Annotated in this window: 17 protein-coding genes and 1 tRNA gene; 7 read left to right on the forward strand and 11 right to left on the reverse strand. The window is 73.5% G+C overall.

The genetic code is table 11. The features are described from left to right. Positions 1-32: 32 nt before the first annotated feature. The 5 genes from FRADC12_RS16045 to FRADC12_RS16065 form a co-directional block, all read right to left on the reverse strand. Positions 33-1,514: an acyl-CoA synthetase gene (locus tag FRADC12_RS16045; RefSeq protein ID WP_084010832.1), complete on the reverse strand. Its 1,482-nt coding sequence runs from the start codon at positions 1,512-1,514 to the stop codon at positions 33-35. A gap of 176 nt (positions 1,515-1,690) precedes the next feature. Next, complete coding sequence (locus tag FRADC12_RS16050) at positions 1,691-4,255, reverse strand: BTAD domain-containing putative transcriptional regulator (protein ID WP_045877256.1); 2,565 nt, start codon at positions 4,253-4,255, stop codon at positions 1,691-1,693. 661 nt (positions 4,256-4,916) lie between these two features. Then, complete coding sequence (locus tag FRADC12_RS16055) at positions 4,917-5,201, reverse strand: hypothetical protein (RefSeq protein WP_045877257.1); 285 nt, start codon at positions 5,199-5,201, stop codon at positions 4,917-4,919. A gap of 19 nt (positions 5,202-5,220) precedes the next feature. Further along, positions 5,221-5,490, reverse strand: coding sequence for a pyrophosphorylase (locus FRADC12_RS16060; protein ID WP_045877258.1), 270 nt, complete (start codon positions 5,488-5,490; stop codon positions 5,221-5,223). 99 nt (positions 5,491-5,589) lie between these two features. After that, entirely contained in the window at positions 5,590-10,500 is a 4,911-nt protein-coding gene (locus tag FRADC12_RS16065; protein ID WP_084010836.1) for an FtsK/SpoIIIE domain-containing protein, read from the reverse strand. A 161-nt stretch (positions 10,501-10,661) separates the two neighbouring features. On the opposite strand from FRADC12_RS16065, the gene FRADC12_RS16070 reads away from it, so the two are divergent. The 3 genes from FRADC12_RS16070 to FRADC12_RS16075 all read left to right on the forward strand — a co-directional run bounded on the left by FRADC12_RS16070 (position 10,662) and on the right by FRADC12_RS16075 (position 11,967). Next, positions 10,662-10,751 (forward strand) — tRNA-Ser (locus FRADC12_RS16070). A gap of 497 nt (positions 10,752-11,248) precedes the next feature. Continuing rightward, on the forward strand, positions 11,249-11,398 hold the full coding sequence (locus FRADC12_RS32350; protein WP_198152929.1) for a hypothetical protein: 150 nt from the start codon (positions 11,249-11,251) through the stop codon (positions 11,396-11,398). Between the two features lie 140 nt (positions 11,399-11,538). After that, the gene (locus FRADC12_RS16075) at positions 11,539-11,967 is read left to right on the forward strand and encodes a PPOX class F420-dependent oxidoreductase (protein WP_045877259.1); all 429 of its coding nucleotides are present in this window, start codon (positions 11,539-11,541) and stop codon (positions 11,965-11,967) included. 61 nt (positions 11,968-12,028) lie between these two features. On the opposite strand, the gene FRADC12_RS16080 is transcribed toward FRADC12_RS16075, so the two are convergent. Both FRADC12_RS16080 and FRADC12_RS16085 read right to left on the reverse strand, forming a co-directional pair. Continuing rightward, positions 12,029-12,529: a Uma2 family endonuclease gene (locus FRADC12_RS16080; protein WP_232303837.1), complete on the reverse strand. Its 501-nt coding sequence runs from the start codon at positions 12,527-12,529 to the stop codon at positions 12,029-12,031. Positions 12,530-12,737: 208 nt separating this feature from the next. Continuing rightward, positions 12,738-13,940 (reverse strand): ABC transporter substrate-binding protein, encoded by a 1,203-nt coding sequence (locus FRADC12_RS16085; protein ID WP_198152930.1) that lies wholly within the window; start codon positions 13,938-13,940, stop codon positions 12,738-12,740. Between the two features lie 98 nt (positions 13,941-14,038). Between FRADC12_RS16085 and FRADC12_RS16090 the strand changes: the two genes are divergently transcribed. Both FRADC12_RS16090 and FRADC12_RS16095 read left to right on the forward strand, forming a co-directional pair. Continuing rightward, the gene (locus tag FRADC12_RS16090) at positions 14,039-16,165 is read left to right on the forward strand and encodes a branched-chain amino acid ABC transporter permease (protein WP_084010838.1); all 2,127 of its coding nucleotides are present in this window, start codon (positions 14,039-14,041) and stop codon (positions 16,163-16,165) included. Continuing rightward, positions 16,162-17,949 (forward strand): ATP-binding cassette domain-containing protein, encoded by a 1,788-nt coding sequence (locus tag FRADC12_RS16095; protein WP_084010840.1) that lies wholly within the window; start codon positions 16,162-16,164, stop codon positions 17,947-17,949. The genes FRADC12_RS16090 and FRADC12_RS16095 overlap by 4 nt, the downstream gene beginning before the upstream one ends. A gap of 11 nt (positions 17,950-17,960) precedes the next feature. On the opposite strand, the gene FRADC12_RS16100 is transcribed toward FRADC12_RS16095, so the two are convergent. From FRADC12_RS16100 to FRADC12_RS16110, 3 genes are all read right to left on the reverse strand, one after another. After that, entirely contained in the window at positions 17,961-18,956 is a 996-nt protein-coding gene (locus FRADC12_RS16100) for an ATP-grasp domain-containing protein (RefSeq protein ID WP_157488893.1), read from the reverse strand. A gap of 301 nt (positions 18,957-19,257) precedes the next feature. Further along, positions 19,258-20,211, reverse strand: a complete 954-nt coding sequence (locus FRADC12_RS16105) for a DNA-binding response regulator (protein WP_045879697.1) — start codon at positions 20,209-20,211, stop codon at positions 19,258-19,260. A gap of 31 nt (positions 20,212-20,242) precedes the next feature. Next, the gene (locus FRADC12_RS16110; protein WP_157488894.1) at positions 20,243-21,463 is read right to left on the reverse strand and encodes an ATP-binding protein; all 1,221 of its coding nucleotides are present in this window, start codon (positions 21,461-21,463) and stop codon (positions 20,243-20,245) included. A 156-nt stretch (positions 21,464-21,619) separates the two neighbouring features. Between FRADC12_RS16110 and FRADC12_RS16115 the strand changes: the two genes are divergently transcribed. Together FRADC12_RS16115 and FRADC12_RS16120 are read left to right on the forward strand one after the other, a co-directional pair. Then, positions 21,620-21,871, forward strand: coding sequence for a hypothetical protein (locus FRADC12_RS16115; protein WP_045877262.1), 252 nt, complete (start codon positions 21,620-21,622; stop codon positions 21,869-21,871). A 246-nt stretch (positions 21,872-22,117) separates the two neighbouring features. Further along, on the forward strand, positions 22,118-22,837 hold the full coding sequence (locus tag FRADC12_RS16120; protein ID WP_232303838.1) for a TetR/AcrR family transcriptional regulator: 720 nt from the start codon (positions 22,118-22,120) through the stop codon (positions 22,835-22,837). A 104-nt stretch (positions 22,838-22,941) separates the two neighbouring features. Here FRADC12_RS16120 and FRADC12_RS16125 read toward each other — a convergent pair whose 3' ends face one another. Beyond that, complete coding sequence (locus FRADC12_RS16125; RefSeq protein WP_084010842.1) at positions 22,942-24,558, reverse strand: MFS transporter; 1,617 nt, start codon at positions 24,556-24,558, stop codon at positions 22,942-22,944. Between the last annotated feature and the right edge of the window lie 72 nt (positions 24,559-24,630).

Genomic DNA, 24,630 nt, shown 5'->3' on the forward strand with positions numbered 1-24,630 from the left:
GAGGGACGCCGCGTCGCGCGCGAGGCACGTGGTCAGGAAGCGGTGAGGAGCTTCTTCTGGACCTTGCCCATCGCGTTGCGCGGCAGGTCGTCGACGACGCGGACCTCCCGGGGGCGTTTGTGGACGGACAGCTGTGAGGCGACGAAGTCGGCCACTGCGACTGGGTCGACCTGCGCTGTGCCGTCGCCGACCACATAGGCGACGATGCGTTGGCCCAGATCGGGGTCCGGCACGCCCACCACGGCGGCCTCGGTGATCGCGGGATGGGCGAGGAGCGCGGCCTCGACCTCGCCGGCGCCGATACGGTAGCCACCGCTTTTGATCAGGTCGACCGAGGTCCGGCCGACGATGCGGTGCCAGCCGGCCGAGTCGATGACCGCCGCGTCACCGGTGCGGAACCAGCCGTCGGGCGTCCAGCTGGCGGCTGTCACGTCGGCGAGGCCGAGATAGCCGTCGAACAGCGACCCGCCACGGACCTGGAGCTCGCCGATCGACTCGGCGTCTCCGGCCGGCCCAGTCGCCGTGGGGGCGTCGCCGGTGTCGGGCAGGGGGCGTAGCCGGGTCTCGACGGCGGGCAGGGCCTGACCGACCCAACCGGGCCGCCGTTCGCCATCGGACCGGACCGCGACCGTGATCAGGCTCTCGGTCATGCCGTATCGCTCGACCGGTACCAGGCCGGTCAGGCTACGCAGCCGGTCGGCGACCGGGACCGGGAGCGGCGCGCTTCCGGACACCAGCAACCGGGCCCGGTCGAGCGCCGCGGCGGCCGCCGGCTCGTCGCACACCCGCGACCAGACGGTGGGCACGCCGAAGAAGAGGCTTCCGCCGTGCTGCTCGGCCGCGGCGGCGTACTCGGCAGGACGCGGCCGGCCGGTGTGCACAAGCGGACTTCCGACGCGCAGGGCGCCAAGGACGCCGAGCACGAGGCCATGCACATGGAACAGCGGCAATCCGTGGACCAGCACGTCATCCGCGGTCCATGCCCAGGCGTCGGCCAGTCCGTCCAGGCAGGAGGCGATCGCACGTCGGGAGATCACAACACCCTTGGGAGCGCCGGTCGTGCCGGACGTGTACATGATCATGGCGGTCGTGCTGGGGTCGGGATCCGGGTGGGACGCGCTCGACCTGCGGGCGGGGTCGATCGTGGCGACGGTCAGGTCGGGGCCGCCAGCGTCGGGCCGGTCCGCGTTCGCGGGTGGGTCGCCGAGCCACAGCTCGGCCTTCGAATCGGCCAGGATGTGCGCCCGTTCGCGCGGGCCCGCGTCGGCTGGCACCGGTACGACCGGGACGCCGGCGAGCAGGCAGCCGACGATGCCGACGACGGTCCGCAGGCTCGCGGACCCGTGCACCGCGACCACCGACGCCCCTGCGACCTCGTCCGCGACCGCCGTCGCGGCGGCCCACAGCTCGTCGCGCCGCAGGGCAGCGTCGGCGACTCGCACCGCCGGCCGTGACAGGTCGGCGCGACCTGTGGCCCCGGCGTCGGCAGTGCCGAGCAGGCCGTACACGTTCACGCTGGTACCTCCAGTTCGGCGCGGTCCCTTCCTATCCTCGTCCTCGGATGTGGACCTCGGCCGTGCGCCCGGCGACAGGGCGGCCGGGTCGCGGGAGTCCGTGGTCCGAGTCGGTACGGAGGTGTGCGTTCTGTCGTGCCGGCTGCGTTCCGCGCTGGCCCCGGCGGAGGGGCGCGTCAGCGGGGGCGGTAACCGGGTAGCAGAGTCTGGACCAGCTCGTTCGTCTCCGGCTCGGCGCCCGCGTCGCCGACACGGCGGCGGCCCAGGGCCGTCGGATGATCCCGCTGGGCTGCCGACCCTGACGGCAGGGCTCGGTACATCTCGGCGGCCACAGCCTGGAGGGCATGGCGGTCGCCGCGCGCGGCCACGGTGCGCAGCAGGTCACGCCACAGCGTCTCCGCCGTCGGGGCGGCGCGCAGGCCCGTCCGGCAGGCGGCCATGGCCATGGCCGTGTCGCCGGCCGTGAGACTGAGGCTGGACAGACGGTGCGCGACGTCGACGACCGCTGCCCGAATCCGTTCGGTCAGGCCAGAGGTCTTGAGCCAGCCGTACCGCCCCTCGGGAAGATCGGCCAGGACCGGGCCTGAGACCAGTCGCAGTGCCGCCGCGAGTTCGACCGCCGGCCCGCCGGCGCTGGTTCCCGCCACGCTGACGGCTTGACCTGCGGCGCCGGCCGGGTCGGCGGGCACTGCGGACCGCCGGGCCCAGGCGCTGAACTGCCGCCAGTCGCAACGGACACCAGGGTCGAGCCGCGGCCGGCCGTCGCCGACGATCCGCAGCCGCGGGCGGCCGAGCGGATCCGCGCCGAGCCAGGCCTGGGCCCGGTGAATCGCATCGGCGACGATCTCGGTCGAGGCTCCAGCTGGCCAGAGCGCCGCGGCCAGGATCTGCGTTGGTGGGTCGGCCGGGTTCAACGCGAGATAGACGACGAGCTCGGTCAGTTCGTCGACCTGATCAGCCGGTAGCCATCCGGGCGCGCTCACCGCGGGATGGCCCAGCACCTTGATCTCCACGTCCGCCGGTGGGTCCGGTGGCTGTGCCCAGCGAGCATCCGGCGCCGCGGCCCACGGCAGATCGAGGGGCGAGGCCGGGCCGGCGGGCGACGGCCGTGGCCGGGTGGCTGGGGTACCCGGCTGCGGCCGACCGGTGTCCTGAGCGGAGCCCTCATGCTTCGGCCGTCCGGGCTTCCCTGACGACGCCGGGACCAAGATGGAGATCGGTCCGCGCGCGGCGGGCTGGCCTGGGCGGGGGAACCGGGTCGGCGGCGGGGTCGCTGGAGCGATGGTTCGGGGCATCGTCCGTGGCGACGTGTCCGGCGGCGGCGTTCCGGCCGCGGGGGCGATGCTCTGCGGGTGGGGAGCCGTCGCCCGATCGGTGACCGGCGGAAGCGGACCGGTCTGCCCGACCTCCACGATGATGGGCAGGAAGGGCTCCGGCGGTGCGGCCGGTTGCGGTGGTGCGGCGGGCTCGGGCCGTCGTGGAGGTGCGGTCGGGACCAGCAGGAACGGGCCCGGAGTCGTCGGGGGCTGGCGGGTGGGGGGACCCGCGAGTGGTCGTGCGGTGGGCGGCTCGGCGACGGGGGCGGGGATGTCGGCGTGGTCCGGCCTGCTGGCTCTGGCCGTCCAACCGGCCTGGAAGCCGCTGACCGCGCCGACGGCGTTCTCGGCGGCAGGGAGGACGCCGGCCGGCGTCGACGGGTCGTGCCAGGGATCGGCGGACCGGAACATGTCGATGATCGACATGTAGGCATCGGCAGGCAGGCGTTGTGCTGCCACCTCGAGACCCAGGACGCCGAGTGAGAGCCGGCCGTCGCGCGAGGCGGTGAACACCCAGCGCGCGGCCGGGGTCTCGCCGACCACCACCACGCCGACTGCCTGATCCCGTCCGTGGGCGTACCGAGCGAGCAACGCTGCGGCTGCCTCGTCCGGCGGTTCGGCCAGCACCAGCAGATCCGGCGTCCACACCGCCTGGGTTCTGGCCGTCTGCCGGCCGGTCAACACCGGCCGGGCTCGGCCGCCACCGGATGACTGGGCGTTCGCCCGCCGCCGTTGGTGGGTCGTGAGCTCGGCAAGCGCGGCCTCGACGGTCTCCACGGAGCGCAGCCGGCCCGGCGCGATCGCCGAGGGGTCGTCGCCGAATCCGACCAGGTAGACCCGTAGTGCGTCTGACCAGCGGTTGGTGGCGAGCTCTACGGCGATCGATAGCGCGATCTCCCGCGCCCGCGCCGGATGGCCGCCGATCGCGATGGTGCCTGGCGCGCCCTCCAGATCCACGAGAACTCTGGCCCGCTCCGCGGCGAACCCCACGGTCGCCAGCCCGGGAAACGGCGCCGGGGTCGCCGGCGGGATCGAGGCAGCCAGGCGAGGGGGTAGCCCGTCCGGGGTGTCGGCCAGCCTGTCGACCCGCCAGGTCCCGGCCGCGGCCTTCCACCACGGCGCCGGTGGCGGCTCGGCCGGGGCGGGCGCCAGGTGCAGGACCAGCGCCTCCTCCGTGAGGGTCGCCGCGAACACCGGCGGCAACGGCCGCCCCACCGCCGCCAGCTCGGCCGACAGCAGCCGGGTGGCGCCGTCCAGGAAACGCGCGGCGCCGACGTCGGCGGCTAGGAGCAACTCCTCCCGGCGCCCACGGAACCAGTGGGCGGGCATCGTCGGCCGCCGCGCGGCCAGCTCGGCCAGCAGCCCGGCCGCCAGCAGCGAGGCACCACGCTTCGGGCGGCCTGGCTGGTCGGTGGTCTGCTCCAACCGGCCAGTCTCAGGATGCCGACTTGTCGGGGCCGGAGTGTTGGTTGGAGGAGCTCCGCCCGAGCCGCGCGCGCCCGGTTTCGTGCCGTGGCCAGGCCCCGTCGTGCTGGGGCGGCGCACGTCCGCCAGGGGCGGCCGCCGGACCGCCCGGGCCGCGGGCACCTGGCCGGGACCGCTGCCCGGGTCGTCGGCGGACGGCTGGCGCCACCATCGCCAGGACGCGGTCAGCCGTGGCAGCAGGGGCGACGGGCCGGTCGCGGGACGCGCGAGCCAGGCCCACATCCGCTCGGCGGCAGCCGGGTCAGCCGCGTCGAGAAGCGCCGGAGGTGTTGCGTCCGCGGGGGTCGATGGCTCGGGTGGCGCCGGCTGTGTCGCGTGCTGGGCCGGTCGGGCATGGCGGCCTCCAGCCGGCGCGCTGCCACCCCAGACCGCCACCGGCGACCCTCCTCTCACGCTCTGACTACTGTGCGTTGTCCCGCTATCTGCCGACAAGAGGGGACGCGGCCGTGCCGGGGCCTTCGTCCCCGCTGCCGCCCGCGTCCGACCGCCGGCCAGTCGACGCGGCGGAGCCAACCTGACGGTCATCGCCGAACCGCCGCTTCGACACCCGTTCCCGATCTCGCCAGAGGGGCGCCCGAACCCGGCCGGTGCCACATCGCACTCAGCCCGCGTTCTGGATGTCGTCCTGGATCTCACCCAGTCGGACGCGCAGCCGGTCGAGTTGGGTGTGCAGGTCGGTGAGGGTCCGCTGGTAGGACGGCCAGATCGTCGAGCGGAAGTCGGTGGCGGCGCGGCCGTCCCAGTTCTCCGGGTCGGCGAGCACGGCGGCATGGCGGCGCAGCGCGTCGAAGTTGCGCAGCAGCGGCCCGTTGACGAGGGCACCGAGGCCGCCGACCGCCGCGACGGCCTCCGGCGTGCTGCGGACGGTCGAACCCGAGGTGGACATTGTTTCTCCCTGTGCGAGCTCAGGCGCCCGCGTCGGCGATGCGGCGGTTGACGTCGGCGACAGAGCGAGCCAGCTCGTCGAGGCTGCCCCGCAGGTTCGCCAGGGTCGTGTCGATGTCCGGCCACACCTGGGCGCGGAAGGCCCGTGCCTTGGGGCCGTCCCAGTTCAGGGGGTTCGCCAGCGTGTCGCAGTACCGGCGCAGGTCGGCGGCGGTGGCCGCGAGGCTGGGCAGCTCGTCGCCGAGACCACGGGCCGCGGCCTGCGCCGCCGGGGTCGTCACTGTTCTCATGGCCGCTCCTTGGCCGTTCGGGGGCAGGGGTTCGTTCGGAACTGGAGTGAAATGCGTCGTCGGGCCCAGGACGTGGGGGGCGGCTCGCGGGGGAGGTGATCAGCGGACTGGGCCCGGCGGGGCAGGCCCGATCTGGGCGGTCGGGCGCCGTCGGGGGGCGAGTGTCGGACTGTCGCCAGGTGGTGTCATCCGGGCGCGTGACCCGCCGCCCGGCAGTGCTGGCGGTGTTGGGACCTGGACCGGGGTGGCCGTGCCACGCCGGAAGAACAGGCCACGGCCGGGGCGGCGCGGTCCACCGGCCCAGGAGGACAGCCGCCGTCCGAACAGCTCGCCGTCGGCCGGGCCGCCCGGCCAGAGCAGCAGCCCGCTCTGGCCGCGTCGCGCGTCGAGCAGAAAGCCTCGGAACTGGCCGAGCAGTTCCTCCGTGGTGCCGGCGACGACGAGCGCGGCTCGCCGGTCGCGGGCGGTCCGCAGGAAGGCCGCGACCGACGCGGCGAGCGGCCCGTCGGCCAACAGCTCCGCGTCGTCGATCACCAGAGCCGTCGGCTCGTGGCGGCCGCTGCTGGTAGGCAGCAGCTGGTCCAGGTCGTCCGGACTCGCGTCCGCGTCCAACACGCCTACTACTCGGGCGGCGTCGGCGAGCGCGCGCAGCGGCGACGGCCGAGGGGTGACGAGCACCAGCCGCGTTCCGCCCGTCAACAGCGTCCAAGCCAGCGTGACCAGGGCCGTGCTGCGGCCGGAGCCGGGTGGTCCGGCGACGGTGAAGCCCGGCCCGTCCGCCGTCAGGTCGACGCTCAGCGCGGTCAGCTCGTCGCCTCCCACGCCTACCAGTCCCACCAGCGGCCGTCGCGGGGACGGATCGGCCGCCGTCGACGTGGTCGGATCGGCGGTCGGCGCGACGGTGAGAGCCACGGCTTCACCGAAGGTGAGCCGGGCCGGGAGCACGTCGAGGCGCATCGGCTGGTTGGGGTCGGTGCGCGGCCCGGTCGCCGGTCCGGGGGCGCGCCCATCACGGACCGCGGCGTGGGCGCCCAGCCGGACAAGTGCCGCGACCTGCCCACGCCCGGACGGATCCGGGTCGAGCAGTGCGAGCTGGGTCTCGACCGGTGGGCTGGTTCCGCCGTGGATGTTCCCGGCTGATCCCGGCTCCGCCGCGGCGTCGCCGATGCGGAAGCCGCGTCCGGCTGGCAGCCCGTCCGGGACCGCCGCGCTGGAGAGGCCGACCAGCGGGTAGTCGGCCCGATCGGCGAGTCTCAGCACCAGCCGGTTCTCGATCGCCGAGGCCACCCGGCCGGCGAGACCGCGTCGATCCGTCGTCAGGACGACCCGCAGCCCGACCGCGGGGCCTTCACGGATCAACCTGGCCAGGTCGTCGACGAGGCGGCCACTGTCCAGGGCCTCGAACGCCCCCAGGAATCCCTCGTACCTGTCGAGCAGCATGACGAGGTACGGCAGGGCGGCGCCCGGTTCGGCGGCGCGCTGCTCGCCGAGATCCGCGTAGCCACGGCTGGCGAAGGCCTCCTGACGCGCCGCGATCTCGGCGCTCAGCCGATGGAAGAGCCGCTCCACCCGGTCCGGCTCGTCCGCGCTGACCACGGCTCCGGTGTGCGGTAGGGCGGCGAGCGCCCGCAGCGCGTTGTTCCCGCAGTCGACCCCGTACAGGTGGGCGTCCGACGCAGAGACGCGGGCAGCGAGGGAGCCGGCGAAGGTCCGCAGCGCGGTTGACCGGCCCGACCTGCTCGCCCCGACGATCATCAGATGGCCGGGTGACTCCAGGTCAATCTGATACGGACGTTGCGCCTGCTCGCCGGGAAAGTCTGACAGCCCGAGCGGTACCGGCGCCAGCCGCGCGCTGGTTCTCGTCGCGCCGTCGGCCCCCGGCGCCGCCATGGACGGCTGCTCGTGGTGGTCAGCGAGCAGCCGGTCGAGGGTGATCCGTTCGGGTAGGGGTGGCAGCCAGGGGGCGTGTTGCGGTGGCACGGCGACCAGGGCGCCGCCCGCGCGGATCTGCTCGACCAGCAGCGTCAGGTCGCATGCGCCGTCCTCGTCGGGCACGGCCGGTCGCGTCCGGTGCCCTAGGGGTGTGCCCAGCGCGGCCCACGGCAGTTCGGTCACCCGTGGCGCCGCTCGGTGCGGCCTGCTGCTCGCGGCCGAGTCTGGGTCCGGACCGGCTCGGTCCGGGTCCCGGGCCGGCGTGGCGCGTGACCCGGACGGGGCACCGCGGCCGCTGACGCGACCGGCCTGAAACGGCACCAACGACGTGTGACCCAGCCGGGCAAAGGCCCGGCCCGGAACCGCCCTCGAGATCCGCGCCGCGTCCGGCGCGTCGATCACGTCCATGCTCTCGGCGGCATCCGTCATGCGCAGCGCGATCCGCAGGTTCGTGTTCGCCCGGATCTCCGGCGAGACCACCCCGCCGGGCCGTTGCGTCGCGAGCAGCAGGTGCACGCCCAGCGACCGGCCACGCTGTGCGAGCCCGACCAGACCGGTGACGAAGTCGGGCAGGTCGCGGGCCAGGGAGGCGAACTCGTCGATCACGATGACCAGCCGAGGCAGCCGGGGCGGCGCGTCGCCGGCCAGCCTCCGCGCGAGCTCGCGCTGGTAGTCCTCGTGGTCCTTCGCTCCTACCCGGGCGAGCAGCCTTTCCCGGCGGCGCAGCTCGGCCCTCAGCGAAGCCAGCGCCCGTGCGACCAGATGGCCGTCCAGATCGGTCACGAGCCCGACGCAGTGCGGGAGCTTCGCGCATTCCGCGAACGCGCTGCCGCCCTTGTAGTCGACCAGCACGAACGTCAGTGCGTCGGGCGGATTGGCCACCGCGAGCGACGCGACGATCGACTGGAGCAGCTCGGACTTGCCTGAACCCGTTGTGCCCGCGATCAGGCCGTGCGGACCGTCACGGCACAGATCGAGCGTGAAGGGTCCTTCCAGCCCCGACCCGATCGGGACGGACATGCGACCGCCGGGTGCGGCCGCCCAGCCAGCCGCGATCGCCGCCGCCGTCGGCGACTCGAGACCCAGCAGGTCCATCAGCCGGGCCGACTCGGGCAGCGCCACCTCGTCCTGATCGCCGCGCAGGTCGCGCAGGGGCGCCAACGCCCTCGCTACCTGGCCGCACCAGGCCGCCGCGCCGGCGCCGACCGGTGCAGCCAGACTCGGCTCTGCCGGGCCCGGCTCGGCCGTGCCGACCAGGTCGGGCCGGACGTCCTCGACGCTCGCCCGGCCCGCCTCGCTGATCCGCAGCCCACCGGCCGACTGCTCCACCACCGCCTGGCATTCGGCCGGAAGCAGCCGCACGTCGTCATCCAGGCAGACGCTGTACACCCCGACCGCCGGCCCGTCGCGCAGTACCGTCACCAGCCCGGGCAACGCGCGCAGCGACCGCGCCCCGTCCAGGACGACCAGCACCTCCGGCTCGCCGGCGCGCCGCGCCCTCGGGCTCGGGCCGCCGGTGGCAGAGCCGCCCAGAGGGACACCACGGCCGGCGCTCCGGTTCCCGATCAACTGGACCAGCTCGGCGATGCGGCTCGCTCTGCTCTCCTCGTCCGCGCCGAGGAGGACCGTGGTGTCATCGGTCGAGCGGGCGTGCGGCAGCCAACGCAGCCAGCCCCAGTCGGCCTCCCCACCGGACCAGGTGAGCAGGCAGACGACGAGATCCCGCGGGCTGTGCAGCACCGCCGCCTGGGCGGTCAGCCAGCAGCCGACCGTGCGGGGAAAGCCGGCCCGGCCCGCGACTCCGAGCACTCCGCGCTGCGCCAAGGCCACCGTGACCGGCACGTCCGGCGTGGTGCGGTGCCGTTCCCTCTGGTCCTGCGGGGCTGTCGGGTCCAGGGTTGTCAGCTCGCTTGGCAGGTCGGCGGTGCCGAGCCGCAGCCGCAGGTAGTCCGGGTCGGATTGACGGCGTTCCCACAACCGGCGCCGCGGGCCGAGGGCTGTCAGGAGCAGGTCGGCCGGGTCCGGGTAGGCCGCCCGCCGCTGCGCGCACTCCGCCGCCAGCGCGGCCGTGACCGCCCGTTCGACGTCCGCCAGCTCGCGCCGATGCCGGGCAAGTGCGCGTCGGTAGGTCTTCCGCGCTCGCCGCCCACCACTGAGCCGTGCACCGACGATGCCGAGCGGGGTGAGCAGCGCGAACAGCAGCCCGTAGTACGTGTGCAGCACGAACGCCATCGCCCCGGCGCCGACCGCTGGAATGAGTGCCATCAGACCCCCGGCCGGGTGCCGCTCGGGTCGCGTCGGGCGGACCGGCAGCCGAAAGCTGGTCGCCGGGCGCGAGGCTGTCAGCCTGGGCGGCCGGTTCACCTCCAGCCACCGCCCTTCCGCCGCCGGCCGGGTCGCGAGGTCGGGTGGCTCCGGCAGCGTCACGGCGAGCAGCACGGCGCCGACCGCCAGCAGGGGCAGGACAGAACCCCCGCCGCCCGCCTGACCCCCCTCAGCCGCGGCTGGGTCCTCCGCGGACAGCGCGAGCAGCTGCCCGGCCGCCGGCAGCGGCTCACCGTCGAGGAGCACCTCGTCGAAGGCGGCTCCCACCCCGGCCGGGCGCGCGGCGCAGGAACCGTCCGCACCGACGACGAGCTTCAGGGCAGCGGCGGCAACCGTGGGGTCGGCCAGCCTCACGGCGCAGTCGCGGCCGGTGCCGAACAGGAACTCTCCAGGTCCGAGGCGATACACCACCCCGGCGCCGGGACCACTGACCACCCGGATCTCGATCAGGCCGACGGGCTCGCCGGGCGTCGCGCAGCCCGCGGAAGACCCGAGACTCACCAGCGAGCCCTCGACCAGCGGCGACCCGCTCAGGCTCAGGCCGGCGTGGACCGCGTGCCCGTCGACGAAGACCGCCCACGGATCGGCGTCGTAGCCGGCCACGCCAGCCGGAACGCCGGTGCTGGCGCCAGAACGCAGGCAGCCGGCGAGCGCTCGTCCGACATCGCCGACGGTCGCGTCGTCCTCCGTGTCCACCAGGACGTCCGCGCCGACGCGACGCAGCGGGTCAACCGCGGTCAGTACCACCCTCATGGCCGCGGACGCTATGGCCAAGCCACCCGGAACCCAACCAGACCGGACGCCCCCGCTTCGGCCCCTCGCTTGACAGACTCCGGCCCGCCGTGCCTGGTGAACGCCCGCCTGCCGCCTGCCACACCCCCTGCCCGAACCGCTATGATTGGCGGGCACCGCTGGGAGGCTTCGCCTAGTCCGGTCTATGGCGCCGCACTGCTAATGCGGTTTGGGTCTACAGCCCATCCGGGGTTCAAATCCCCGAGCCTCCGCCCTTCCCTCGGCGGCGTCGGTTGAGCAAAGCCGACGCCGCCGCGGTCATTTCCAGGCCTCCGGTTCCAGAGGCACGTTGCCCGCGTAGGGGCTGGTGCGGAGATCGTGCGGACGCGACGTCGAGCGGGGATCGCCGCGGCCCACCGTGGGGCACCGACCCCGCAAGCATGTTCGCCCGACAACGGACGGTTGGGGCGTGCCTCGACCGCCGATGGGCGGGCGGGTTCGGGTGGGCCCCAGGGCCGTTCCCCGGCGACATCCGCCGCAGATTTTTTCCAGGACTCTCGGTCATGCGGGTGGTCAGCGGTCCGACCAGCGAGACGGTAGGGGCGGGACCGCCCGCCGCCCAGCGCCGCTACCGAGTCGGGTCACGTTCGGTGACGGGCATGGCGCGAACCACGTTTGTCCGGGTATCCGAGGTCTGAGAGGTTCGAAATGGTGGAATAGCTCTGCCAAGGACGGCCACGCCGGGGATCGACGAGTGAGGAGTAGCGCTATGGCCCACTACTTGTGCCCTGACTGCAAGACCAAGTCCGAGAAGGTCGCGTCGCGCGCAGAGGCCGCCAGCCTGCTGGAGATCCACCGCCGCTACTTCTGCGCCCTGGGGCGGACAGCCCGCGTCTCGCGGCGGTTGGGCCGTCGATAGGCGCGGAGTGGCCGCCGGGCTGCCGGGCCGCTTCCGAGCGGCTCGGCCGACCGGGAACGCGGGCGGGGCGCTCTAGGTTGTGGGGACAGCGGCCCGCTGATCCGGACGCCGCTTCCTGCCTAACCCCGAGGGGGCTCGACGTGGCCGCACTGACCGACGAGGCGCGATCCGTGATCACCGGCGGCAATCTGGGTCACCTGGTCACCCTGAACCCCGATGGCAGCCCCCAGGCGAGCGTGGTGTGGATCGGGTTGGACGGGGACGCCATCGTCACCGCCCACCTGGCGGCTTACCAGAAGATCCGAAACATCCGGCGAGACCCACGGGTCGTGCTGACGATCGAGACCGGCGTGCTGAACGCGGCGGGCATGACCGAGTACCTGATCGTGCACGGGAAGGCCACGGTCAACGAGGGCGGTGCCCCCGCGCTGCTGAACCGCCTGGCGAAGGTCTACCTCGGGCCGGACGCCACCTACCCGCCGATGCCGAACCCGCCGGAAGGGTACGTGCTCTCGATCTCCGTCGACCGCGTCGGCGGAATCGGCCCCTGGACCGGCGGCGGCCACTGACAGCCCTGCTGCAAATCAGGCCTGGCCCTCCCCGCGCCGACGGGCTGACCGGCGCGGCGGCCTAGACCCGGGTGAGATCGATCGTCACCGGAAACGGCTCGGTGACGTGCACGACGCCGCTGCAGATGGCTTCCTCGTGATATGCCTGGCTGGCCGGGTCGAGGACGTAGGTGCAGGCGATGGGAACACCGGTCGCCGACCATTCGATCCGCCAGTAGTGGCTGATGCCCGCGCGCACGTACCGGTGCACGCCCACGATCCGGCCGGTGGCCTGCGAGACCCGGGAGACCAGCTCGATGACGCAGAGCACGTGCTGGGCGCGGATCGGGCTCGTGTTGATCGCGTCGGCGCGGTAGACGACGACATCCGGGCGCCGGACCGTAAGCGGTGCGTCGGTCAGCCGGACCTCGACTGCCACGTCGGCGTTCCACTCGGTCCCACCGGCTGTGTCGAGCGCGTTGGCGATGATCCGGGCGGTCCGCCGACGCAGGGTTGACGCGGCGGCGGCCGTGACGATGCGGCCGTCGGCGACTTCGACGCCGGCGCGGTGCTCCTCCGACAAACGGTCGTACTGGAGAGGCGTGACTCTCTCGCTGGTGATGGCGCACCCCCTGAAACCGGCGACAGCGTAACGCGGCCGATCAGCCGGTCGTGCCGGGTTGGGCCAATGGCCGCGGCGATTGACGCGTCGGCCAGGCCGAGGGCCGCGACGTACAGCGGCGGCCTGGCCCGTTGGGGCCAGACCGCCGCGACGACTGGTGGGGCGAAGGTCAGCCGGTGACCACCGAGGCGAGCGGGCCGCCGTCGATCCAGTTGCCGGTGAGGTCGGTGAAGCCCTTGCCGTTCCAGGTCGTCAGGCGGACCGCCGAGTTGCAGATCGACGGCAGGATCGGGATCGCCTTGCTGTCACAGCTGAACGGATGGGCCATCACGTTGGGATGGTCCTTGGTGGCCCGCAGCGCCGTGGCCAGCGCGGCCGGCGTCGGGTCCGGGAGGTCGGCGAGCATCTCGCGCACCACCAGCACCGACGAGAACGAGCCCTCGGAGCCGGACGTCTGCTGGTCGGTCGGCACCCGCTTGGCGAACTCGGCGGCGGCCGGCTCCTGCGTGTCCGCCGCCGGGGGCAGGTAACCGGAGGCGAAGACCAGGTTGTCGGTGCGCCCGCCGGCGGCCTTGGCGACGGCCGGCGTCGCGCAGGAACCGATCAGGTACATCGGCGTCTTGATGGCCAGCGCGCTGGCGGCCTGCACGATCCGGGCGCAGGCCTGGGCCTGGAAGACGATGACGATCGCGTCAGGGTTCCCGGCCGCGACATGGCTGAGGGCCGGCGCGAAGTCGGCCGCGTCGGACTTCTCCGACAGCAGCTGGATGTCGGTGACGCCCTTGGATTTCAGGATGGTCTTCGACGAGTTGACCGCGATCGTGAGCAGTCCCGGCAGATCGACGTAAAGCGCGTGCACGCTGTGCGCCTTCTTCACTGCCGTCAGGTAGTCCACGATGCCGAGCAGCTCGGCCGCGGAACCGCCGGTCAACGAGAACGAGTTCTTCGAGTTGAGTTCCCCGTTGAGCTGCGGCGACCCGCTCACGTAGGGGATCTGCGCCTGCTCGTAGATCGGCATGGCGGTCTCGGCACCGAGGTCGATCCCGCCGATCACCGCGACCGGGTGCTGCGCGACCAGCTTGTTCGCGCAGTCCTGGGACGACTCGGGTGAGCCGTTCGTCGCACAGGTGACGAGTTTGATCGGCCGGCCCTTGACCCCGTCCAGCTCGCTGTTCGCGTAGGCCGTCGCCGCCTGGGCGGCGACCCGGGTCTCCGGGAACGAGCCGAGCGCGCTGTTTTCTTCGGTCACGTAGCCGAGCAGCAACGGTGCGCCGGTCGGCGTCGTGGCCGGCGTCGCGCCGGTTCCACCGGCGCCGCCGGATCCCCCGCCACGCTGGCTCGTGCAGCCGGCGAGGACTATCGCCAGCGCCATGGTGCTAGCCGCGAGAACACGCGCAAAACGGATCACGCCAAGGAAGCTACACTCCCGTCGGCAGCCGAGCGCGGTCGTGTCTACCGAGGGACGAGGGCGTGTCCACCTACCTAGCCGCGTTGGTTCTTGGACTGGGAACCGGTGCCGTCTACGCGGCCCTTGGCCTCGGGCTTGTGCTGACCTACCGGGCCTCCGGCGTCGTCAATGTGGCCCACGGCGCCTTCGCCATGTACGCCACGTACCAGTACGCCGAGCTGCGTGACGTCGGCGACGTCGTCTTTCCCGTCGTCGGCCTGCCACCGCGAATTCATCTGACCGACCACCCGACGTTCCTGTTGGCGTTCCTGGTGTCACTCGCCCTGGCCGGGCTGTTCGGGCTGATCGGCTACGTGCTGGTGTTCCGGCCGCTGCGTTCGGCGCCACCGATGAGCGCGGTGGTCGCCGCCGTCGGCCTGATGCTTGCCCTCCAAGCCGTGGCCGTCACCCAGTTCGGCTCGGACAACCGTTTCCTGGACCCGATCCTCCCGCAGAAGCCGCTGAAGGTGCTGGGCGCGACCATTCCCAGTGACCGGCTGTTGCTGGCGGCGCTCGCCATCGTCGCCGGGTTCGCGCTGTGGGCGGTCTCGCGCTGGACCCGGTTCGGTCTCGCCACGCGGGCCGTGGCCGCCGATCCGGACACGGTGGCCCTGTGGGGTTTCCGCACCGAACTCGTCGCCGCGGCGAACTGGGTGATCGCGGCCATGGTCGCCGCCGCCGCAGGCATCCTGATCGCTCCGATCGCGGCGCTGAACCCGCAGAGCTACCCGCTGTTCGTGGTGCCCGCGCTCGCGGCGGCGCTGGTCGGCGGCCTTTCCTCGTTCGGTGCGACGGTTGCCGGGGCGCTCGCGCTCGGGATGGCGCAGTCCGTGCTCTACCAGGTCCAGCAGGACGTCAGTTGGCTCAACCAGCAAGGCCTTCGCGAGCTGCTGCCACTGCTGCTGCTGATCGGTGTCGCCGTGTCGCGCGGGCAGCTGGTGCCGGGCCGGGTGACGTCCGCGACGGCGGCCACCCGGCTGCCGCCGGTGGGCCCGTCGACGGGCGCGGCCCGGGTGGCGGCGGTGACGGCGGCGGGTGTCGCCGTCGGCGTCGGCGCGCTGTTCCTGCTGCAGGGCACCTACCGCCTCGGGCTCGAACGCAGCCTCGCCGGCGCCGTCGTCTGCCTGTCGCTCGTCGTTCTGATCGGCTACGCCGGGCAGCTCTCGCTGGCGCAGATGTCGATCGCCGGCGTCGCCGGCTTCCTGCTCGCCCGGCTGCAGCGCAGCCTGCACATCCCGTTCCCGATCGCCCCGCTGCTGGCCACCGCGGTGGCCGCGGGCGTCGGCCTGCTGCTGGGGCTGGTCGCGCGGCGGGTGCGGGGCATCGACCTCGCCGTCATCACACTGGCCGCCGGCGTGGCGATCCAGGAGGCGGTGTTCGCCAACCCGCTGGTCACCGGCGGTCTGGCTGGTTCGAAGGTGCCAGCGCCGAAGGTGTTCGGCCTCAATCTCGGCCTCAACGGGCCGGGCTTCCCCCGCGTCCAGTACGGGCTGCTCGCGCTCGTCGTGCTGGCCGCCTGCTGTTACGGGGTGGCCAGGCTGCGCGGCTCGCTGTTCGGGCGGCGCATGCTCGCCGTGCGGGCGAACGAACGGGCGGCGTCCGCGGCCGGTGTGGACGTCCGCCGCACCAGGGTCCTCGCGTTCGGGGTCTCGGCCGGGATCGCCGGGCTCGGAGGCTGCCTGATCGGCTATGGCCAGGGCACCCTGTCGTTCGACTCCTTCGGGGTCAGCGCCTCGCTGTTCTTCCTCGCCGTGATCGCGGTGGGCGGGGTGACGACCGTGTCCGGGGCGCTGTGCGCGGGCCTGCTGGTGCCGGGCGGGCTGGCGTTCACCGCGCTGGACGACCTGGCCGGCCTGGGCAAGTACCAGTCGCTGATCTGCGGCGTCGCGGTGGTCGTCCTCGCGGTGCTGCGTCCCGCGGGCCTGGCCTACCGCCGTCCGGCGGTGCCGGTGACGGTCGGAGCGCATCGGGCCGGCCGGGCCGGCCGCGACGGTGGCCTCGCCCGCCCGGCGCCGGGCTGGGTGCGGACTCCGGGCGGCGCGGCTCCGGCCGCTGAAGCGGAGTCCCCACCAGAGCAGGGGTCCCCACCTGACGGGCTGCCCGAGTCCGGGGTGTCCGGCGGGACCCCGAAGGAAGGCGACGCCCGATGAACGCGGGACTCGCCATCCGGGGAACGCGAGCCGCCGAACGCGGCCTGGTCGTCGACGCGCTGACCGTCCGGTACGGGCGGGCCGCCGTCGTCGAGGACGTCTCGTTCGCCGTGCCGGCCGGCGCCATCATCGGTCTGATCGGCCCGAACGGCGCCGGGAAGACGACCCTGATCGACGCCATCACCGGCTTCATCGCCGGGGCTGACCGCGACGGCACGATCCTGCTCGACGGCCTCTCGATCGAGGACCTCCCCCCGCACGAGCGGTTCCGGCGCGGGCTGGCCCGGACGTTCCAGTCCCTGGAGCTGTTCGAGGACCTGTCCGTGGCCGAGAACCTGGCCGTCGCCGGCGGCACGACCACCGACGCGATGACCACCCCCGGCGCGGTCTCGTCGGCCGTCGTGGCGGCGGCGGGCACCGCGTCGACCGGCCCGATCGTGCTGCCGCCCGCGTCGACCGGGCCGATCGCGGTCGGCAAGGCGCTCACCGGCGCGCTGGGCCGGGCCGGCAAGGGCCGCCCGGGTGGCGTCGACCTCGCCGCCGTCGCGACCCGGCTGCCCGACACGCTCACCCACGACGAGCGCGCCGCGCTGGCGTTCGGCCGGGCGCTCGCCGGCCGGCCTCGGGTCGTGCTGCTCGACGAGCCGGCAGCCGGTCTGGACGCACCCGGCCGTGCGGCGCTGTCCGCTCGGCTGCGCGGGCTCGCCGCCGGAGGGACCGGTGTGCTGCTCGTCGACCACGACGTCGAGCTGGTCTTCTCCGTCTGCGACGAGGTGGTCGTGCTCGACGGCGGCCGGGTCGTCGCCCAGGGCCCGCCCGAGCAGGTCCGGGCGCACCCCGCGGTCCGCACGGCCTATCTCGGCGCCGGGCTCGACGACACCGCCGCGGTCCCGCCAAGGCAGCGGGCGCCGTTGCCAGGCGGCGACACGACGCCGGCGATGCCCGGCTCGGCCGCGGCTCGCGTGCAGCCCCAACAACTACTTGCCGTCGAGCGGGTCACCGGCCGCTACGGCGGTCGGCGGCGCGGGGTGCTGGCGCTCGCCGGTGGCGGCGTCCCCGCCGGCGCCCCGGTCGTCCGGGACGTGTCGCTCACCGTCGCGGCCGGGGAGATCGTCGCGCTGCTCGGCCCGAACGGCGCCGGCAAGACGACGCTCATCCGCCTGATCGCGGGCCTGCTGCCGCCGGCCGCGGGCACCGTCACGCTGCTCGGCGGCCCCACCCGGCGGCAGAGCCCGGACCGTCTGGCCCGCCGCGGCCTCGCGGTCGTGCCGCAGGGCCACGGCTCGGTCCCGACCCTCACCGCCCGGGAGAACCTGCGGCTGGCGGCCCGTCACCCCAGCCCCACAGCGGTCGCGCCGACGGTCAGCGGCGGGCTCGGTTCCGCGCGGGCCGGTGAGCGCATCGACGCCGTGCTCGACCTGTTCCCGGCCCTGCGGGAACTGCTCGGCCGGCAGGCCGGAGCGCTCTCCGGCGGCGAGCGCCAGCAACTCGCGCTCGCGCTCGCGCTGGTCCGTCGCCCGGCCCTGCTGCTGGTCGACGAGTTCTCGTTCGGCCTCGCCCCGGGCATCGTGCCGCCGCTGCTGGACGCGCTGCGGCGGGTCGCCGACGAGACGGGCCTGGGGGTGCTGCTCGTCGAGCAGCACGTCTCGCTCGCGCTGCGCGTCGCCGACCGGGCCTACGTGCTCGACCGTGGCCGGATCGCCCTGGAGGACGAGGCCGCCCATCTGATCGCCAACCCCGGGCTCATCGAGGTCAGCTACCTGGGCAGCGGTACGGCCCAGTAGCAGGACCGGGCCTAGCGGCTCGCGTACAGCAGCAGAAGGGCGGCCAGCGCGGCGGCCAGCGGAAGCCCGGTGCGTTCCTCGACGAACGCGAACGCGCCGCGAGGGTCCAGGTCGAGGAAGACCGCCGTTCCGCCGAGGGTCATCCGCAGGTCGGCCGTCGCGTAGGCGAGGCCGAGGCGCCGGCGCATCCGCTGCAGGCTCTCCACGACGTGATCGTCGAGTGGGCACGGCCGCGGCCGCAGGCTCGTGTCCAGCCGCCAGTCGAGGGGGCCGTCGCCGGGCGGGTTGTCGACCGAGCAGGCGAACGTCTCGTCGCCGATCAGCGTGACCCGGATGTCGTAGGCCGCCGGGACCAGTTCCTGCAGCAGCGTGACCCGGGGCGGTGCGTCGGCCAGGGCGCGCAGGTCCGGCTCCTGGAACCGGCGGGTCGCGAGCGTCACCGGCATCCGCCGGGCCGACGCGCTGTCGACGGCCTTCGTGACGGCCTCGCCGCCGTGGTCCGCGAGAAACGCCGTCAGTGCCGCGCCGTCGTCCGTAACGATCGTGGCGGGCACGGCCAGGCCGAACTCCGCGGCGAGGGCCAGCTGGTGCAGCGTGTACCCGGCGGCCGACTCGACGGCCGGCGCGTTGACCCAGCGGGCCGGGCCGCTCGAAAGCGCGCCGAGCAGGGCCGCCGCCGCCTCCCGGCGGGCCACCTCGAGATGCGCGTCGTCCAGACCCGGCGGGGGCAGCAACAGGTACTCGGTCAGCAGGCCGTCGGGACCGTCGTGGACCGCGGGCCGCACGAGGACGCTGCCGACCTCGGCCGGGCGCAGCGTCCGGCCGGCCAGGACCAGCCCGCCGAGCCCGGTCCGGTCGAGATGCCAGCGCAGGCCGTCGCCGCGCCGGAGCCAGTCGTCGTCCAGCCAGAGAGTGCGAGAGGCCGGTAGGTGCTCCGCGACCGCCGCGGCATCGCGGTCGTGGGCCTGGGCCAGCAGGAGCACGACGGGTGCGTGGGTCCCGGTCACGGCGTGCGCCTCGTCCCGGGCCGGTCCGGGCCGGTTTCTCGGTTCCCGCGAGGGGAGAAAAGGCTCACTGTCTCCTCATGCCGTCACGACCGCGCCCCACAACTGACGGCGGTCGGGTCCGCCCCCCGTCATGGACCCGACCGCCGGCCGGCGCCCCGATGGTGCGTGTGGCGTCCGACGGGCCTAGCATCGCCGGGCCCGACGTCACATTTCTTCACAAAGAACGCGGTGATTCTGGGCCGGCATGGGAGTGGGCGGGGAACGGCCGTTCTGGACGGCGCCGGGCGTGGCGGGCCGCGTGTCAGCGCCGCGGCTGTGGCGCCGCGGCTCCGGCGGCCTTCAGCCGGCGCAACAGGGCCTCTGGCCGGCTGTGTCGGGAACACACGTACATCGCGAAGACCAGCCGCAGGTCGGCATGCTTGGACTGGATGCCGAACCGGTCCATCGCGTGCCGGATCTGCGTGACCACCGTGTGGTAGGAAAGGCCGGTCTCGGCGGCGATCTCGTGTTCGGTGAAACCGTCGGCGCAGTACTCCAGGGTGCGCCGTTCGGCGGTGGTGACGAGGGCGGCCCAGTCCTCGGGCGCCTGCGACGCGGGTGGTGACGCCTGCGGGCCCGTCAACGGCAGGCTGATGAAGTCCAGATCACCCAGGCCGGCGCTGGAACAGAGTTTCCGGAGCCGCTCCAGCTCCGCGAGATAGCGTTCGTCGGACATCGCCAGCTGCTGGCGGACGGCGGCGACCCGGCGGCCCCGCGCGGTGAGCGCGAGCAGCTGGGCGAAGTCCTGGGACACGCTCAGGGCGCAGTCGCTCACGGCGTCGGTCAGCGCCTGCGCGAGATGCGGTTTCAGCTCGAACGGGCGGTGGCGGGCGTCCCACACGGCGTCAGCGAGCGTGACGGGCCCGACCTTCTTGCCGTGAACGGCGCGGGCACCGCGCACCCAGGGTGCGACCAGGGAACGCCATTGTTCCGCCGCGGTGCAGACGACGACGTCGGTGCGCCGGACCAGCTCCAGGAACTCCGCCTCAGTCCCGACGCCGACCAGGTCGGCGAGGCAGACCTCGTACTCGGCTCCCGACTCCAGCAGCTGACGGACACTTGGTGCGTCCGCGACGACGCGCAGCCGGCGGTCTCGCGCGAGCGCCTGCACGAAACCGAGCCGGGTGACCTCGTGGTCCTCGACGACCGCGACCTGGAGCACCTCGTGGCCACCGTCCTGGCCGCCGGCCGCGCCGGCCGTGACGCTGACCGCCACCTGGTCTCCCTCCACGTCTTGTCCCCGGTTCCTATTCGGCCGGGCTGACCGGAAGCCGGAGCGTCACCTGGGTGCAGCCGGGGACCGATTCCAGCGTGAGGGTCCCGCCCCAGCGTGCGAGCCTTTCGGCGTGGCCGGCCAGGGACCGCGTCGCCGAAACCCCCTGACGGAGAATCTCCGGCGGAAATCCTTTCCCCTCGTCCGTGACCACCAGTTCCACGGTATCCGCGCCGGTGCGCGTGCCGCCGGTTTCCGTGGCGAGGCCGGCATGCAGCAGGGCCTCGTGGACGCCCGCGTTTCGCGGAACGTTAATCAATATCGCGCGCAGTGCCTCCTCGAGGAGGTTCACCTGCGCGGCGTCGACGGCGTCCGTGACCTCGGTCAACCGGCCGGCGAGAATCAGCTCCACCTGCAGGCCGATGAGCTCGGCCTCCCCGACCTGCCGATGCAGCATCGCAATGAGGGGCACCTTCTCGCTGAACCGGCCGGTCGCCACGAAGGTGTTCAGCCGCTCGGCGGCCACGAGCACGGCGGACCGTGTACGCGCGACCCCGGGACTGTCCGAAGGATCGAGGCGCTCGAACATCACGAACGTGTTGCCGAGGTGGTTGTGCAGCTCGACCGTCAGCATCCGGCGCTGCTCCTCCTCGGAAAGTCGCTCACCCATGTCGGACAGCTCGCTCGCCAACGTCAGCAGGAAGCGCGCACCCCGGCGGATCAGATAGGCAAGCGCCACGAAGCCGGATATCCCGATGAGTACGTCCGCATGACCGAGCGCACCCGGGCTGACGAGCCCCACGACGAGGGCGTATGACGCCACGACCGCCGCCGTGCCGCCGACCAGCAGGCGCATCGGCAGCCCGAGCGCGGAACCGATCGCGGCGCCGGTGATCTGCTCCGTCGTCAGCGCGACCACCGGTGCCATCGCGTCGAGCCGGATACCCGCCGGGAGGACCAGGACGCAGGACAGGAGGATCAGAACCGCGCTGGCCAGCTCGACCTGGGCGGCCCGCAGGTCGTAGACCACCGGGCGTCCGGGCCGGTGGGGCGGCGGTTGGTCGGTCGGCCGCACCGAACGCCGCCGGTTACCGATCAGATGCGCGACGAACCAGCTGGACTCGGCGACGACCAGCACGAGCAGGACAGCCGCAGGCACCAGATTCGCCGCGTGTAGCCGGCCGGCGGTCCCGGGGACGGTAATAGCGAGCTGGACGCCATGGATGAGACGGAAGATCAGCAGAATCCTGATCATCTGCCATTCCATGTCGCGGCGCGCCGCGGCGTACCGCCGAGGACGTGGGAAGGCGGCGGGCAGGTCGCGTGACCGGCGGCGCCACGTCGGCAGACCCGGAATGCTGACCGTGACGCCCCCTGTCGCGTCGACCGTGCCGCCCGCTGCGACGGACAGTTGTCCGCAAGAGTAGCGGTTCACCCGCGTTTCGGTAGTCCTGGTCGGCCGCCGGCGCAGGCGCCGGCGGCGTCCATTCTCGCGACGACGCGACTGATCCGGGCGGCCGAGCGAGCCGGTGTCGAGCAGGCCCGACAGACGGAGAACGCCGCGTTCGCGGAACTGCTGCGCCGGCCGGAGATGGGCGAGGACATCCTGCGCCGGCTCGATCCGGCAAGCCGCGGCGACGAAGCCGTCACCAGCGAGCAGTGAGCGACGTCAGTCGGTGATCGTCGCGCGGTCAACCACCGGTACTCTCCGCTGCGCGAGCCGTTCTACGGACGGTAAGGCGGACTAAGCTGTAGATCTAGCTGGCTGTACTGTCTCCGCCGTCGGGTAGGTCATTACCCGGGCGCCTGACGGGACGGGCCAACCGGCGGAGGGGTCGCACGGTTCACGAAGTAGAGCAGAATCACCACGGCCCGGACGGGCACGGACAGGTCGAGGCAGAGGAGCAGGGTGGAACCGACCGGCGACGGCGCGGCTGACGCGCAGGCGCGGCAGGTTCGGCGCGCTCCCTGGTCCGGGCGGTCCCCGGCGGCGGCGGCCGAGTCGGCCCGCGAGAAGATCATCGATGCCACGGTGACCTGCATCCGGCGGCACGGGCTGGAGCGCACCTCGATCAGCGCGATCGCAACGATCGCCGGAGTCTCCCGACCGACCGTCTACGCCTACTTCGACACCCGCGAGGCGCTGGTGTCGGTGGCGCTCGAAAGGGCCGGCGCGTCGATCGCCGAACGGGTCGTCGCCGTGGCGCGCCGCCGGTCGAAGACGGCCGGGGACTTCGCCGTCGAGGCACTGATCGCCGCTCGGCGCGAGTTCCGCGCCGAGCCGGCGCTGCACCCGATCAGCCGGGCCCCGGCTGACGCGTGGGCGGCCAACCAGGCACTGTCCGAGTCGTCACTGCAGATCGCCCGCGTCATCCTCGAGCCGATCACCAGCTACGACCCGTCGCTGGTAGCACGCCTGGACGAGATCACCGAGACGCTGATCCGCTGGCTGCTGTCGTTGCTGATCTTCGACAGCGACCGTACCTCCAGTGACACCAAGCTGCGCGCCTACCTGCGCCGCAGCGTCGTCCCGGCCATCCTGCCGGCGGGGCCGACCGCGGAGGGCGTCGGCGGCGTCGGCGGTGACCCCGCCGCCAGCGAGCCCGTCCACGCCAACCGGGCCTCGTAGCTCACCCGGCCCGAGGGCTTCGGACCGCCGGCACCGCCGTACAGCCTGGCCGCAGCCAGATCGCACAGCGGTGGCGGCGTGGTCGACCTCGCTGGCCGCCGCCCTCAGGACCCGGACTCGACTGCCGCGCGCTCGCCGCCCACGTCGGCCAGCTCGGCCGATGCGTAAGGCGTCGGTGTCGTGGCCTCCTCGGGCGGTTCGGCCGGCGTCGGCAGGCCGGGCGCCTCAGCCGGTGTTGACGGGCCGGGCTTCGCCGGACGCATCAGGATCAGGACCAGGATCGTCGCGAGAATCCCGACCGCGCCGGCGACCGCGAAGGTCGCCTGCACGCCGACGACGCCCGCCGTGTGGACGGCCGCGTCGAGCCCCGGCCGGGCCGGCGCGGGCGTCGCGGCGAGCAGCCCGGGAGTCTGGCCGCCCGCGATGGCGTGCGCGACCTGGCTGTGCGCCGCGACGCCCTGACCGGACAGGTCGTGTTCCGCCCGGGCGACGAACACGCTGCCCAGCGCGGCGATGCCGAACGCGTACCCGAGCTGGCGGGTGGTGTTCACCGCGCCGGCGGCCATCCCGGTCCGCTCGACCGGCACGAGGGACATGGAGACCGAACCGAGCATCGGCGTCGCGATGCCGACCCCGATGCCGATGATCGCGACCCCGGCGACCAGCTGCGGCCAGTGCGCCGAGCCATGCACCATCAGCGCCCCGACCAGGCCGCCCAGCCCGATGAACGCCAGGCCGGTGCCGAGCACCAGGTCCGCCCGACGCTCGTGCAGGAACCGGCCGAGCAGGGCGGACGCGAAGAACGCCGTGATCGACAGCGGGATTCCGGTGAGTCCGGCCTGCAGCGGCGTCATCCGGATCACCGACTGCAGCCAGATCGACGTGTACGTGAACGCGGAGAAGGCGGCGAACGTCATCAGCAGCCCGGCCACCAGCACGCCGGTGAACCGTCGGTTGCGCAGCAGCGACAGGTCGAACATCGGGTGCGACGAACGCGCCTCCAGCGCCGCGAACACCCCGAGCAGCACGACCGCCCCCGCCAGCAGCAGCCAGACCCCAAGGTCGGACCAGCCGTCATCGTTGGCCCGGATCAGCGCGTAGGTCGCGCTGCCGGCCGAGGCGCTGAACGCGACGATGCCCGGGATGTCCACCGGGACGCGCCGCGGCGCGCTGGCGTCGGTGAGCACGACCACCGCCAGCACGATGGCGATCGCGCTGACCGGCAGGTTCACGAAGAAGATCCATCGCCACGACACGTACTGGGTCAGGACGCCGCCGACGATCGGCCCGATCGCGGACGACGCGCCGGCGATCGCGCCCCAGACGCCGTAGGCGGTACCCCGGTCGCGGCCGGCATAGGAGGCATTGAGCAGCGGGAAGTTGGTCGCGAACATCGCCGCGGCGCCGATGCCCTGGACGGCCCGCGCCGCGACCAGCACCCCGGGGCTCGGCGACAGGCCGCACATCAGTGAGCTCAGCGCGAACAGGGCGAGCCCGCCGATGTACGCCCGCCGGTGGCCCGCGATGTCCGCGACCGAGCCGGCGCCGAGCACCAGCGCGGCCAGCGCGAGCGCGTACGCGTCGACGACCCACTGCAACGCGCCGAACGAAGCGTGCAGATCGACGACCATGCTTGGCAGCGCCACGTTGACGATCGTCACGTCGATCAACAGCATGAACGTGCCCAGGCAGACTGTCAGCAGCGGCAACCATTTGCGCATCGTCGGACACCTGCATTCCTGGCGAGACTGCTTCGGACGCCCGGCAGGTGGCCGGGCGGCGGTCGGAGCAGG

The organism is Pseudofrankia sp. DC12, from assembly GCF_000966285.1.
Taxonomy (GTDB): Bacteria; Actinomycetota; Actinomycetes; order Frankiales; family Frankiaceae; genus Pseudofrankia.